Origin of the sequence: Amycolatopsis sp. MJM2582, from assembly GCF_000754115.1 — a bacterium.
GTDB lineage: Bacteria > Actinomycetota > Actinomycetes > Mycobacteriales > Pseudonocardiaceae > Amycolatopsis > Amycolatopsis japonica.
This window is the reverse complement of the sequence record NZ_JPLW01000003.1, coordinates 826,060-838,124: the sequence shown is the minus strand read 5'-3', so window position 1 is coordinate 838,124 and position 12,065 is coordinate 826,060. Positions and strand designations below refer to the sequence as shown.

Here is a 12,065-nt window from a genome sequence, read left to right as displayed (position 1 = left end):
GACGGAGAGTGGTCCAGTGGGTGCGTCACAGGGTTGTCGGTGGCCTGTGGTCCACTGGTCGCCATGGTGAGCAAGGTCGACGGAGTCCGGAGTCTCGATGCGTTGCGCGAGCTGGTCCACAGTGGCGCGGAGCCCGAGTACCAGCTCTTCTACGGCCACACCCCGCTCAAAAGCGGCCGGGTCAACGCGGCGTGCCTGAGCCAGTGGTGGCTGGCGCCGTTCGTGGTGGACGGCGAGCGGTACCCGACGGCCGAGCATTTCATGATGGCGAGCAAGGCGGAATTGTTCGGCGATCACGAGGCGGCGGCGAACATCCGTCAGGCGCCGGATCCCAAGACCGCCAAGATCCTGGGGCGTGAGGTCTCCGGTTTCGACGCCGAGGTGTGGGAACGGCACCGCTTCGACATCGTCATCGACGGGAACCTCGAGAAGTTCCGTCAGCACGCCGAGGAGCGCGAGTTCCTGCTGGGCACGGGCGACAAGGTGATCGTCGAGGCGTCCAGGATGGACCTGGTCTGGGGCAGCGGCCTCGCCCGCGAGGACAAGAACGCCACCCGCCCCGACTACTGGCGCGGGCAGAACCTCCTGGGCTTCGCGCTCATGGAGGTCCGCGAGCAGCTGCGCGGCTAGTTCTCGCGTGATCAGAGGCCGAACTCGCGTGCTTGAAGGCGTAACTCGCGTGATCAGAGGCGTAACTCGTGTCTGCGGCTTCCGATCACGCGAGTTACGTCTCTGATCACGCGAGTCACGTCCTCGATCACGCGAGTTACGAGTCGACGCCCAGGGTCTTCTGCAGTGCCTTGTTCGCCTTGCGGGCCATGTCCGCGACGGCTTCGCGGCGGGCGGCGTCGGCGGCGTAGTCGTCCTGGCGGTTCCGGACGACGCGCGCCGGCGAGCCGACGGCGATCGAGTAGTCCGGGATCTCGCCCCGCACCACGGCGTGCGCGCCGAGGACGCAGCCGCGGCCGACCCGGGTGCCCTTGAGCACGGAGACCTTGGTGCCGATCCAGGTGTCCGGCCCGATCCGCACCGGCGACTTCACGATGCCCTGATCCTTGATCGGGACGGTGATGTCGGTGGTGACGTGGTCGAAGTCGCAGATGTACACCCAGTCCGCGACGAGCGTGGCCGCGCCGAGTTCGATGTCGAGGTAGCCGTTGAGCACGTTCTGCCGCCCGAAGACGGCCTTGTCGCCGATGCGCAGCGAGCCCTCGTGGCAGCGGATCGCGTTGCCGTCGCCGATGTGCACCCAGCGGCCGATCTCCAGCCGCCCGTAGCCGGGACGGCAGTGGATCTCGACGTCCTTGCCGAGGAACACCATCCCCCGCAGGATGATGTGCGGGTTCGCGATCCGGAACTTCAGCAGCCGCCAGTAGCGCACGAGGTACCAAGGCGTGTACGCGCGGTTTCGCAGCACCCAGCGCAGCGAGTCCTTGGTCAGGAACTTCGCCTGACGCGGATCACGACGGGCCTGGCCCCAGGCGCGGAGCCGCGACAACGCGGGCGCACCCCACATGGACGTCATACCGGTGACCGTAACCTGTGAACAGGCCGCCGACCGCAAAGGGGAGCACGCGCATGGGCACCAAGCTGATCATCGACACCGACCCGGGGGTCGACGACGCGTTCGCGCTGGCGCTGGCCTCGCAATCCGAGGACGTCGACCTGCTCGGCGTGACCACGGTGTTCGGCAACGTCCCGCTGAGCCACACCACCGCCAACGCCCGCCGCCTGCTCCAGCTCTTCGGCCGTGACGACGTGCCCGTCGCCGCCGGTGCCGCGCGGCCGATGGTCTACGACAACGCCAAGCCCGCCGGGTTCGTCCACGGCGAGGACGGTCTGTCCGGCCACGCCGGGATCCTGCCGGAGGCGAAGCGCCTGCTCGACGAACGCGGCGCCGTCCGCCTGCTGGTGGATCTGCTGGAAGCCGCCGACGAACCGGTGACCATCGCCCCGATCGGCCCGCTGACGAATATCGCGCTGCTGCTGGCCGCCCATCCGGACATCCGCGAGAAGATCGGCCGGATCGTCATCATGGGCGGCGGGGTGACCAAGGGGAACTCCACCACCGCGGCCGAGTTCAACATCTGGAGCGACCCCGAAGCCGCGCGCCGGGTGCTGGTCGACGAGGACATCCCGACGGTGCTGGTCCCGCTGGACATCACGCATCAATGCTCGGTCGACACCGGCTGGCTCGGCAAACTCGCCGCGTCCGGTCCGCTCGGCGCGGCGCTCGAAGCGCTGACGCCCACCTACGTCGAGCACTACACCCCGATCCTCGGTCTCCCCGGGATGGTCATGCACGACGCGGTCGCGGTGGCCGAGGCGATCCGGCCGGGCATCCTCGACGTCGAGTCGTACCCCGTGGACGTCGAGTGCGGCTTCGGCCCCGCCCGAGGCGCGACACTGGTAGACCGGCGAAGGCTGCGAAGCACCGATCCGCAGGCCGTGCCCGGCCGCACCATCGACGTCGCGCTGACCACCGATGTCGACGCCTTCCGCGAGTTCGTCCTCGGCCGGATCACCGGGGGCCGGTGATGGAGCAGGAAACCTCGCGCCGTCGCAGACTCCCGGTGATCATCGCCGCGGTCGTCGTCGCGGGTGCCGCACTGGTCGCCGCCATCACCTTCGCGCCGAAGGAGGAGCCGAAGACGGAGGCCGCCGCAGTCGAGTCCTCGGCCCCGCCCACGCCGCCGCCGTCGTCGTCCGCCCCGGCGGAGATGCCGAAGGAACAGCCGAAGGTCCCGCAGCAGATGGGACAGGAGTTCGACGCCTGGGTGTCGAAGACCAGCGGCTGGCTCGACATCCCGCTGCGCGCGATGACCGGGTACGCGAAGACCACCGTGGCGCTGAGCAAGGAAACGCCGGGCTGCCGCCTTTCCTGGGTGACGCTGGCCGCGCTCGGGAAGATCGCCTCCGATCACGGCCGCGCCGCCGGTTCGGGGCTGAACGCCGACGGCGTGCTGACCAAACCGCTCGGCGCGGTCGAGGTCCGCGACTTCTACAACAAGGTCGTCTCGTCGGCGAACGCGAGCGGCCCGCTGCAGCTGACGCCGTCGGTGTGGGACCGGTTCAAGGCGTCGGCCAGCGGCGGGAAACCGGACCCGCAGAACATCGACGACGCCACGCTCACCGCCGGGCGTGCCCTGTGCGCGGGCGGCCGCGACCTCGGCCAGGGCCAGACGTGGTGGAACGCCGTGAGCACGCTGCAACCCGCGCCGCTGCTGATGCATCGCACGCTCGCGACGGTGAACGTCTACGGCACGGTCGGCCAGAACCCGCAGCCGCCGAACGCGGCGGCCTTGAGCGCGGTCAACTTCGCCATCGACAAGATCGGGCTGCCGTATGTCTGGGGCGGCAACGGCACCGGCGGCGGCGACCCCGGTTTCGACTGCTCCGGCCTGACGACGGCCGCGTACGCCAGCGCCGGCGTCAAGCTCATGCGCACCGCCCACACGCAGTACCACAGCGTGAACAAGGTGACCGATCCCCAGCTGGGCGACCTGATCTTCTACGGCGAGCCGAACACGAAGATCCACCACGTCGGGCTGTACATCGGGAACCAGCAGATGATCGACGCCCCGCAGACCGGGCAGGCGGTGCAGGTGCACACCTACCGGAAACAGGGCGACGACTACGCCGGAGCGGGCCGCCCGACGGCCTAGGAACGGTAGTAGTCGGCGAGGGCGCTGAACGCGGCCTTGGGTTCCCACGGCATGCCCGGATAGGTGTCACCGTCGCGGTCTTCGAAGACTTTGACGATCCCGAGACTGGCCAAGTCCAAGTCACGGCGAGGGTCGCCGGGACGGTGCGGGTAGTTGGAGAGCGCGAAAAGGTAGACGAAGGCGCCGTCGACACCTTCGGCGTCGAAGATCTCCAGGAGCTCACGCAGGTAGGTGGCCTGACCGGTCTCGTCGCGGTCGTACTCCCCGTTCAGCCGGACCGGGTCGCCCTTCTCGTCGTGCTCGACGATCTCCATGCTGCGGGGCGCCTGATCGCCGGCGCCGCGCCAGGTGGCCGTGCCGAAACCGGTGATCGCGACCGGTTTTCCTTGCCCCACAAGGGCTCGCACCCCTTCCTGGAATCGGTCGGCCACCTCCGCGGACCGGATGAGTTCGACCGACATGATGTCGAAGAGGCTCCAGTCGACCCGCTCGAACGGGATGCAGGCGTAGGTGACCTTCCCGTGAAAGTGCCGGCGGACCGCCGCCACGGCGTCGCCGAGGAAGTCGTTGAGGCGCGCGCTCGCTTCGGTGGTTCGCTCGCCCAGGCTCTCCGGCCTGCTGAAAAGTCGTTCGAGCCGCTCGGTGATGTCGGCACCGGGCAGGAATCCGTGGTCCATGAGGCTCAGCTCGACGCCGGTGACGAACACGACCTCCGCTCCCGCCTGCCGGACCCGTTCCGCCCGCTGAGCGCAGTCGGTGAACAACGCCAGCATCTCCTCGGGCGTCAGCTCCAGCGGGTAGGGCGAGAACCAGACCTCCAGCCCTAGTTCGGCGGCGAGGTGAGCGGCCTGCTCCAGCCGCTCCGGATCGCCGCCGACGAGATGCACGGCGTTGCAGTGCAGATCGTCACGGATGACGGCCAGTTCGCGCTTCACCAGGTCGAGATCGAAGTTCTCGCGGGAGATCCGGCCGCCCCGGACGAAGCCGGTGTCGTAGGCGATTCCTTTGGCACGCATGGGTTCGGTCCTCTCATGTCGGAATGTGGTGCCCGAGAGTAGGCAGAAACTTGCGCGCACGCAAGTTTGCGTTCGCGCAAGTTTGCTGGGATACTCGGCCGGTGACCGGATTGCGCGACCAGAAGAAGCAGGCGACCCGGAAGACCTTGCGCGAGGCGGCGCTGCGGCTGGCACTGGAGCGTGGCCCGGAAAACGTGCGCGTCGACGACATCGCCGAAGCCGCCGGAGTCTCGCCCCGGACCTACAACAACTACTTCTCCAGCCGCGAACAGGCCATCGTCGCCGCCGTCACCGCCGAACGGGAAGCGCGGATCGCGGCCGCGGTGGCGGCCCAGCCCGCTGAAGTAGGCCTCGCCGACGCCGTGATCGAGGCGATCGTCGAGCAGTACACCGACCCGGGCGAGCACCAACGCGACGCCCTGTTGCTGATCACCACCCGTCCGGCGCTGCGCGAGGCTTTCGCCGACACCACCAGCGCGCTCGAACTGCCCCTCGCCGACGCGATCGCCCGACGCCAGGACGACATCCCGCCGCACGTCGCCCATGTGCTCGCGGCGAGCGTGACCGCGGCGGTGCGGATCGCGCTCCAGCGATGGCTCCAGCCGAGTTCGGCCGGCGGCCTCGTCGTACCGTCCGGCTCACTGCCCGACCTGCTCCGCGGCGCACTCGCGCCCCTCGCGCCCGCATTCGACGCCGCCGAGGCCCGTCGCGACATAAGGTGACCGCGTGTACTCACCGATTCCGGTCCTGAACGAGCTGAAGGACCTCTACGACTCGACCCGCGACTACCTCGCCGACGGTTTCGAGCTGTACGACTACGACGACAAGAGCAGCTTCCCCCAGGAGCTGGACGACCCGGCGTTCCTCTCGCGCTTGATCCCCTTCGCCCAGGCGAACGGGAGCGGCTCGACTTACGCCATCTGGCGAGCCGACGACGAAACGGACCTCGCCCTCGCACCCGTCGTCGTCTTCGGCGACGAGGGCGGCGAGCACGTCGTCGCCCGCGACTTCACGGATTTCCTGCGGCTGCTGGGTTTCGACGCCGAGATCATGGTCGACCACGATTCGGCCTACTACTACCGGGCGGAAGACGACGACCACAGCGGCTCGCACGAGCTGTTCGTCGAGTGGCTCCGGGGGCGGGGCCTGACGCCGTCCGAGGATCCGGACGCCGTCGTGGCCGCCGCCCGTGAAGCCCACGGTGATCGGTTCCGGGCGTGGATCACGCCGTTCTACGAGCGGATCGGCTGGGCCTGAAAGGCCGGCGCGTTGTCGCGCGCCCAGTCGGCGAAAGTGAGCGCGGGCCGTCCGAGGAGTTCTTCCACCGTGGTGGTCGTGGGCCCGGGGCGTTCGCTGTAGTCGGCCAGGGAACCGAGCAGGCGGTCGGGGACCTCCTCGGGTAGTCCCTGCGCGAGCATTCCCTGCCGTACCCGCTCGGGCGGAAGCTCCTGAAAGGACAGTGCCCGGCCGGCGGCCGCGCCGATGAGCCGCACTTTCTCGTGCTGGTCGACCGATCCCGGACCGGTCAGCGTGGACACCGACCCCGCCGGGAGGTCGCCGAGAAGGGCTCGCGCGGCGACCTCGGCGATGTCGGTTTCGTGGATCGGTGAGGTGGCGGCGCGGCCGTACGCGCCGCGCACCACGTCACCCGCCTGGAGCTGGGGTACCCAGGCCAGCGCGTTGGCGGCGAAATCCGCCAGGCGCAGGACTGTCCACTCCAGACCGGAGCGTGTGACGAGCGCTTCGGCTTTCTTGAACTGGGCGGCGAACCGCGCCTCCCCGGCCGGGTACTCGACGGTGGTGGCCGACAGCAGCACCACCCGCCGCACCCCTCGTCCGGCGGCCAGCTTCAGCAGCTCTTCGAGACCGGGGCCTGTCGCCCGCGGGCTGATCTGGATCGCGTCTTCACTTGACGTCCCACGACGCCGTTCGCTCCGGTGATCAGGATCATGATCGTTCCTTTGTTCGGCGGGCGGATGGTCAGACGCCGGCGAGTTCTTCGGCCCGGACGACGCGGCGGCGCCGCACGGGAAGCATCGACGTCGGGTGCGAGATGCTCCAGGCGGCGGCCTTGCAGATGATCTCCTTGAGCCGGGCGGCCGTTTTACCGGTGAGCGCCGAGTCCTTGGGCCGGTCGTCCGGGGTCACCCACTGCACGACGGCGTCGCGGCGGCCGAGGCTGACGCACTGGCCGGTGTACCCGATCTTGTTCTCGGGGAGCGAGCCTCCGGTCAGGGCGGCGACGATGGCGTCGGCCGCGCGGTAGGCCGTGGGAACTCCCGAGGCGCAGGACATCCGCAGCGGCGTCCCGTTCACACCCGTCGCGAGCGCGGCGTCACCGACGGCGTAGACGTCCGGATGCGAGACCGACCGCATCGTGTCGTCGACGACGATCCGTCCCGTCGCGGAGACGTCCAGGGTCGTGGCGGCGGCGATGGGATGGACGGCGAAACCGGCCGTCCAGACGGTCACCTGGGCGGGAATCCCGCGGCCGGCCGCGGTCGTCGCACCGTCCGGCCCCACACGCGTGATGTCGGTGTCCTCGTACAAGGTGATGCCGAGCCTCTCGAAAGTCCCGCGAAGGTGACGCTGAGCCTTCTCGCTCATCCAGTCGCCGAGCCCGCCGCGGGCCGCGAGAGCGACCTGGAGATCCGGCCTGGCTTCGGCGATTTCCGTGACGGCTTCGATGCCGGTGAGACCACCGCCGACGACGAGCACGGTCCCGCCCGCGGCGAGGTCGGCGAGACGTTCCCGCAGCCGCAGCGCGGAACCCTTGCCGTCGATGTGGTGGGCGTGCTCGGCGACGCCGGGGACACCGCTGTCCGCGGCGGCGCTGCCGAGGGCGTAGACGAGCGTGTCGTAGGCGATGTCCCCGTCGTCGAGGGCGACGGTCTTGCGTTCGGTGTCGACCGCGGTGACCCACGCCGTCCGCACCCGGACACCCGTACCCGCGAACACGTCGGTCAGCAGACGGGGCTTCAGGTCCTGGCCGGTCGCGAGCTGGTGCATGCGGACCCGCTCGACGAACTCGGCGTCGGCGTCGACGAGGGTGATCTCGGTGTCGGCGGGGTGCAGCCGCTTGGCCAGCCGCCCGGCGGCGTTGGCTCCGGCGTATCCGGCTCCGAGAACGACGATTCGGTGCTTCATGGTCTCACTCCTGTCCGGTCGGTGTTCGCTGCCTGAACCGGGCAGCGACACGAAACCTGACAGCGGCGGACTGTGATCCGGGTCACCAGGGGACGGTGAGTGGCTCCCCGTGCTCGGAAACGCCCCACTGACCCGCCGCGCGGTCGAGCTTGGCGGGGTTCACCTGGGCGTGGACCGCGGCGATCCCGTCGGCGGTGACCTCCAAGGAGACGACGCCGACGAGCTTGTCCTCCACCATCAGCACCAGCGCGGGAACGCCGTTGGCGACGGTGGAGAACAGCTCGGGCTTGCCGCCGATCAACGACCATTTGGCCGCGCTCGGTTTGAAGAGGCCGCGCAGGAACCTCGCCACCCGGACCGCCCCGGTGATCGGGCGCGGCAGCGAGAAGAGCACGCCGCCGCCGTCGCCCACGCTGATCGCGTCGTCGGCCAGCAGCCGCACCAGCGCGTCGGTCCGGCCGCTGAGCGCCGCGGCGAGGAACTCCTCGACGATCTTGCGGGCCGCGGCCGTGTCGACCTCCACCCGGCGCCGGTCGGCGGCCAGATGCTGTTTGGCCCGCCGGTGGATCTGCTGGCAGTTCGACTCGGTGACGTCGAGGACCTCGGCGATCTCGGCGTGGGAGTACCCGAACGCCTCGCGCAGCACGTACACGACGCGTTCCTTGGCCGAGAGCCGTTCCATCAGCGTGAGCATCGCGATGGAGACCGATTCGCGCTGCTCGACGGTGTCGGACGGACCGAGCATCCGGTCCCCCGCGAAGACCGGCTCGGGAAGCCATTGGCCCACATAGGTTTCGCGCCGGGCCCGCGCCGAGGTGAGCCGGTTGAGGCAGAGGTTGGTGAGCACCTTCGTCAGCCACGCCTCCGGCGTCTCGACGTACCCGCGATCGGCGGACTGCCAGCGCAGGAACGTGTCCTGCACCGCGTCCTCGGCGTCGCTCGCGGACCCCAGCAGGCGATACGCGATCGCCTCCAACCGGCCACGGGCCGCCTCGAACACCTCGACCTCGCGCGCGCCGGTCAGCATCACCCCAGATTAGCCATCGGCGTCAGGCCGCGGGGATCCAGCTGCCGTGCAGCCCCAAGGGGACACGGGCGGGCAGGTGAACCCTCGCCAGAGGCTCGCCGGTGAAGTCCTGCGACGCCAGGATCACCAGGTCCGCCGCACCGCGTTCGCGGTCGTGGACGTAGACCAGGTTGTAGCCGTCGTCTTCCGCGGCCGCGCGGGCCGACGGGACGAACACGGTCTCCCCCGCGCTCGCGTCGCGGCCGAATTCGTGGGCTTCGGTGACGCCGGTCAGGAGGTCGTGCTTCAGCAAGGCGCTGCTGAAACCCTCGTCGGGGCGGTCCGGTTCCGTGGCGCTCGGGGTGGCGTACAGCTCGGCCGCCGCCGAATAGCCGTAGCGGTAAGGCTTTCCGCCGAACCGGCCGTTCAGGCGAGGGAAGTCTTGCGGACGGTCGTGCAGCAGTGTGCGGGTGGCCCGGTCGGCCGCGAGATCCACGGTCCAGCGTTCGAGCACGGGCTTCGAGGCACCGACGTCGGCGAAGTCGATCGGCCGGGGATGCACGACCACGTCCACCACCACGGTTCCGTTGTCCTCGAAGGCGTTCAGGGTGTGACCGACCATGACGGGCGCGGTCTCGAACCACCGCACCGTGCCGCCCGCCCTCGGCAGCAGCCCCAGCCGTGACGGCAGTTCCCGGTTCCAGCCGAACGGCACGCCCGTCGCCAGGCGCTCGGGCATGAAGACCATCGGGGACTCGTAGAACACCACGTAGTGCTCCGTGAGCGCGAAGTCGTGCATGTACGGCAACGTGGGCGCCTTGATGTCGGTGACGCTCCGGTTGCGCCCGTCGGGGCCGATCACGATGTGCTGCACGAAATCCGCGCCGTACCGGAAGGCAAGCGAGTGCAGTTCGCCGGTCGCGTGGTCGTACTTGCTGTGCGCGTTGGCGGAGAAACCCTGTTCGGTCGCACCGAGGGAGGCCGGCCCGACGGTGTCGAGTTCGTCGGTCAGCTCGTACGGCGCCAGACCTCCTTCGATGAGCGCGTAGAGGCGGCCGCCGTGGCCCGCGACCTGCACGTTCGGCGCGAAATCCAGGCGCTCGTCGGTGACCTGCCCGCGCCGCGGTTCCCCGAGCCGGTCGGCCACGGAGGCCGACCGGACCCAGCGGTTGCGGTACCACTCGGCGCGGCCGTCGCGCAGGCGCACGCCGTGGACCATGCCCTCCCCGAGGGTCCAGATGTGCGCCGACGCGTCTTCGAGGCCGAGCGGGTTCGGGCCGATCCGCAGGTAGCGGCCGTCGAGGTCGTCCGGGATCTTCCCGGTGACGGGCAGGTCGAAGGCGGTGATCTCTTCGGTGACCGGGGCGAAGTTGCCCAGGACGTAGCGATTCATCGTCGGGTTCCTTGCTGCTAGGCGTCTTGAACATTTGTATAATACATTTGTATAAGACGCTTGTCACAGCCCCGCGCTAGGATCGCCGCATGGGACAACGAGAGGACCTCCTCGACGGGGCCAAGCGCTGCCTGATCGAACGCGGTTACGCGCACACCACCGCGCGGGACATCACCGCGGCCTCGGGAGCGAACCTCGGCTCCATCGGGTACCACTTCGGTTCCAAAGAGGCCCTCATGAACGAGGCCATGATCGAGCTGTCCACCGAAGTGGTCGAGCGCCTGCGCGAGCCGGAGGACGCTTCGCTCACCACCACTTGGCAGGGCCTTGTCGACTCCTTCGGCGAGCAGCGCGATCTGTGGACCGCCGTCCTGGAGAGCGCCACCCAGGCCATCCGCTTCCCGGAACTGCGCGAACGGCTCGCCGACGCCCAGGACGAGGCCCGCAAGGTCCTCGGCGAGCGGCTGTCCGCCACCGACGCCGAGGCGGCGGGCGCCGTCCAGTTCGCCCTCATCGCGGGCGTGATGATGCAGCACCTCGTCGCCCCGGACCGGGCCCCCAGCGCGGAAACGATCATCCGCGGCCTGGAGGCCCTCGCCGGCGGCAAGGCCTGACTCAGCCCTTCCGCTCCTCGAACATGTTCAGCAGCACCTCGGGAACGTCCTCACCGAAGATGCTTTCGAGCAGGAAGTCCTCCTCGATCGGCGTTTCGCAGCGCACGAACATGGCGTGTTCGTACTCGGCGAGAGCGGCCTCGACGTCGTCGGGACGCGCGGCGAGCGCCTTGCCCAGTTCGGCGCCGTCGAGCATCGCCAGGTTGGCGCCTTCCCCGTTCGCCAGCGCGAGATGCGCGGCGTCGCCGAGCAAGGTCACGCCGGGCACGCGCTCCCAGCGCAGCCCGAACGGCAGCGTGAAGGCGGGACGGTGGATCGGTGCGATGTCGCTTTCGGTGATGAGCGCGGTCAGCTCCGGCGACCAGTCGCCGAACTCCGCCACGATCGCCGCCTTGGCCGCTTCGGCGTCGGAGAAGTCGATGGCGTCGAACCACTCCAACGGTTTGCCGAGTTCCACGTAGGCGTGGAGGGTGTCGCCGCTTTCGCGGTGGGCGTTGATACCGATGCCCTCCGTGGTCCCGGCCCCGAACATCGATCCGCCGCCGACCGTCTTCGCCACGGCGGCGTGCCGGGTGTCCGCGTCGTACAGGTAGGTCTCGACGATCGACGTGCCGGAGTACTCGGGAACGGCGTCGGTGAGCAGCGGCCGGACCCGTGACCAGGCCCCGTCGGCACCGACCAGGAGACCCGCGACGACGGTGGAGCTGTCGTCGAAGGTCACCTCGTGGCGGCCGTCGCCGAGCGTCCGGGCGCCGACGACCTTGCGTCCCCAATGGACAGTGCCTTCGGGGAGCGAGTCGAGCAGCATCCGCCGCAGGTCACCGCGCTGCGCCTCGGGGCGGCCGCCCGTGCCGTCGTCGCCCCGCTCGAACAGGACGGTCCCGTCCCGGTCGAGTACCCGCAGCGCCTGACGGCCCTCCAGGACGATGCCGCGGAACTCGTCCATCAGCCCGGCGGCTTCGAGCGCGAGCTGGCCGTTGTAGTCGTGGATGTCGAGCATCCCGCCCTGCAGGCGCGAGGTCGGCGACGCTTCGGCTTCGTAGACGTCGGAAGGGATGCCGTGGACGTGCAGGACCCTGGCCAGGGTGAGCCCGCCGAGACCGGCGCCGATGATCGTGACAGGTGTGTTCATGGTGACCCCTCGGTCGCTCTGGAATGACATTCCAGAGCGTGTCGGGGGCCGCTGTCAGACGCCGCACACGACACTGGCACCGGTCTGGCAGA

At 69.5% G+C, this 12,065-nt stretch carries 13 protein-coding genes; 6 read left to right on the top strand and 7 right to left on the bottom strand.

Annotated elements, in window-relative coordinates:
* The first annotated feature begins 63 nt into the window (after nucleotides 1-63).
* Nucleotides 64-630: an NADAR family protein gene (locus tag ED92_RS22810; RefSeq protein WP_200882738.1), complete on the top strand. Its 567-nt coding sequence runs from the start codon at nucleotides 64-66 to the stop codon at nucleotides 628-630.
* Between the two features lie 136 nt (nucleotides 631-766).
* On the opposite strand, the gene ED92_RS22805 is transcribed toward ED92_RS22810, so the two are convergent.
* On the bottom strand, nucleotides 767-1,525 hold the full coding sequence (locus ED92_RS22805) for an acyltransferase (RefSeq protein ID WP_007031648.1): 759 nt from the start codon (nucleotides 1,523-1,525) through the stop codon (nucleotides 767-769).
* Between the two features lie 53 nt (nucleotides 1,526-1,578).
* Here ED92_RS22805 and ED92_RS22800 point away from each other — a divergent pair, with 53 nt between their 5' ends.
* Both ED92_RS22800 and ED92_RS22795 read left to right on the top strand, forming a co-directional pair.
* On the top strand, nucleotides 1,579-2,538 hold the full coding sequence (locus tag ED92_RS22800) for a nucleoside hydrolase (protein ID WP_037341850.1): 960 nt from the start codon (nucleotides 1,579-1,581) through the stop codon (nucleotides 2,536-2,538).
* On the top strand, nucleotides 2,538-3,665 hold the full coding sequence (locus ED92_RS22795; protein WP_037341847.1) for a bifunctional lysozyme/C40 family peptidase: 1,128 nt from the start codon (nucleotides 2,538-2,540) through the stop codon (nucleotides 3,663-3,665). The genes ED92_RS22800 and ED92_RS22795 overlap by 1 nt, the downstream gene beginning before the upstream one ends.
* Here the strand turns inward: ED92_RS22795 and ED92_RS22790 are convergent.
* On the bottom strand, nucleotides 3,662-4,681 hold the full coding sequence (locus tag ED92_RS22790; RefSeq protein WP_037341845.1) for a hypothetical protein: 1,020 nt from the start codon (nucleotides 4,679-4,681) through the stop codon (nucleotides 3,662-3,664). The genes ED92_RS22795 and ED92_RS22790 overlap by 4 nt on opposite strands.
* A 101-nt stretch (nucleotides 4,682-4,782) precedes the next feature.
* Here ED92_RS22790 and ED92_RS22785 point away from each other — a divergent pair, with 101 nt between their 5' ends.
* Both ED92_RS22785 and ED92_RS22780 read left to right on the top strand, forming a co-directional pair.
* Entirely contained in the window at nucleotides 4,783-5,403 is a 621-nt protein-coding gene (locus ED92_RS22785; RefSeq protein ID WP_037341842.1) for a TetR/AcrR family transcriptional regulator, read from the top strand.
* Between the two features lie 4 nt (nucleotides 5,404-5,407).
* Entirely contained in the window at nucleotides 5,408-5,938 is a 531-nt protein-coding gene (locus ED92_RS22780) for an SMI1/KNR4 family protein (RefSeq protein ID WP_037341840.1), read from the top strand.
* Here the strand turns inward: ED92_RS22780 and ED92_RS22775 are convergent.
* The 4 genes from ED92_RS22775 to ED92_RS22760 all read right to left on the bottom strand — a co-directional run bounded on the left by ED92_RS22775 (nucleotide 5,914) and on the right by ED92_RS22760 (nucleotide 10,227).
* Complete coding sequence (locus tag ED92_RS22775; protein ID WP_235213348.1) at nucleotides 5,914-6,501, bottom strand: NmrA family transcriptional regulator; 588 nt, start codon at nucleotides 6,499-6,501, stop codon at nucleotides 5,914-5,916. The two genes, ED92_RS22780 and ED92_RS22775, sit on opposite strands and share 25 nt — an antisense overlap.
* A 160-nt stretch (nucleotides 6,502-6,661) precedes the next feature.
* Nucleotides 6,662-7,828 (bottom strand): NAD(P)/FAD-dependent oxidoreductase, encoded by a 1,167-nt coding sequence (locus tag ED92_RS22770; RefSeq protein WP_037341838.1) that lies wholly within the window; start codon nucleotides 7,826-7,828, stop codon nucleotides 6,662-6,664.
* A gap of 82 nt (nucleotides 7,829-7,910) precedes the next feature.
* Entirely contained in the window at nucleotides 7,911-8,855 is a 945-nt protein-coding gene (locus tag ED92_RS22765; RefSeq protein ID WP_037342553.1) for an RNA polymerase sigma-70 factor, read from the bottom strand.
* Nucleotides 8,856-8,877: 22 nt separating this feature from the next.
* Nucleotides 8,878-10,227, bottom strand: a complete 1,350-nt coding sequence (locus ED92_RS22760) for a carotenoid oxygenase family protein (protein WP_037341836.1) — start codon at nucleotides 10,225-10,227, stop codon at nucleotides 8,878-8,880.
* An 89-nt stretch (nucleotides 10,228-10,316) separates the two neighbouring features.
* Between ED92_RS22760 and ED92_RS22755 the strand changes: the two genes are divergently transcribed.
* Nucleotides 10,317-10,841: a TetR/AcrR family transcriptional regulator gene (locus ED92_RS22755; protein ID WP_037341835.1), complete on the top strand. Its 525-nt coding sequence runs from the start codon at nucleotides 10,317-10,319 to the stop codon at nucleotides 10,839-10,841.
* A gap of 1 nt (nucleotide 10,842) precedes the next feature.
* On the opposite strand, the gene ED92_RS22750 is transcribed toward ED92_RS22755, so the two are convergent.
* Nucleotides 10,843-11,973 (bottom strand): NAD(P)/FAD-dependent oxidoreductase, encoded by a 1,131-nt coding sequence (locus tag ED92_RS22750; RefSeq protein WP_037341832.1) that lies wholly within the window; start codon nucleotides 11,971-11,973, stop codon nucleotides 10,843-10,845.
* Between the last annotated feature and the right edge of the window lie 92 nt (nucleotides 11,974-12,065).

Excerpts from the sequence above, each read along its gene's own strand:
- ED92_RS22750 (WP_037341832.1), bottom strand. The coding sequence starts at position 11,973 with ATGAACACACCTGTCACGATCATCGGCGCCGGTCTCGGCGGGCTCACC.
- ED92_RS22810 (WP_200882738.1), top strand. The coding sequence starts at position 64 with ATGGTGAGCAAGGTCGACGGAGTCCGGAGTCTCGATGCGTTGCGCGAG.
- ED92_RS22790 (WP_037341845.1), bottom strand. The coding sequence starts at position 4,681 with ATGCGTGCCAAAGGAATCGCCTACGACACCGGCTTCGTCCGGGGCGGC.
- ED92_RS22755 (WP_037341835.1), top strand. The coding sequence starts at position 10,317 with ATGGGACAACGAGAGGACCTCCTCGACGGGGCCAAGCGCTGCCTGATC.
- ED92_RS22800 (WP_037341850.1), top strand. The coding sequence starts at position 1,579 with ATGGGCACCAAGCTGATCATCGACACCGACCCGGGGGTCGACGACGCG.
- ED92_RS22760 (WP_037341836.1), bottom strand. The coding sequence starts at position 10,227 with ATGAATCGCTACGTCCTGGGCAACTTCGCCCCGGTCACCGAAGAGATC.
- ED92_RS22770 (WP_037341838.1), bottom strand. The coding sequence starts at position 7,828 with ATGAAGCACCGAATCGTCGTTCTCGGAGCCGGATACGCCGGAGCCAAC.
- ED92_RS22795 (WP_037341847.1), top strand. The coding sequence starts at position 2,538 with ATGGAGCAGGAAACCTCGCGCCGTCGCAGACTCCCGGTGATCATCGCC.
- ED92_RS22805 (WP_007031648.1), bottom strand. The coding sequence starts at position 1,525 with ATGACGTCCATGTGGGGTGCGCCCGCGTTGTCGCGGCTCCGCGCCTGG.
- ED92_RS22765 (WP_037342553.1), bottom strand. The coding sequence starts at position 8,855 with ATGCTGACCGGCGCGCGCGAGGTCGAGGTGTTCGAGGCGGCCCGTGGC.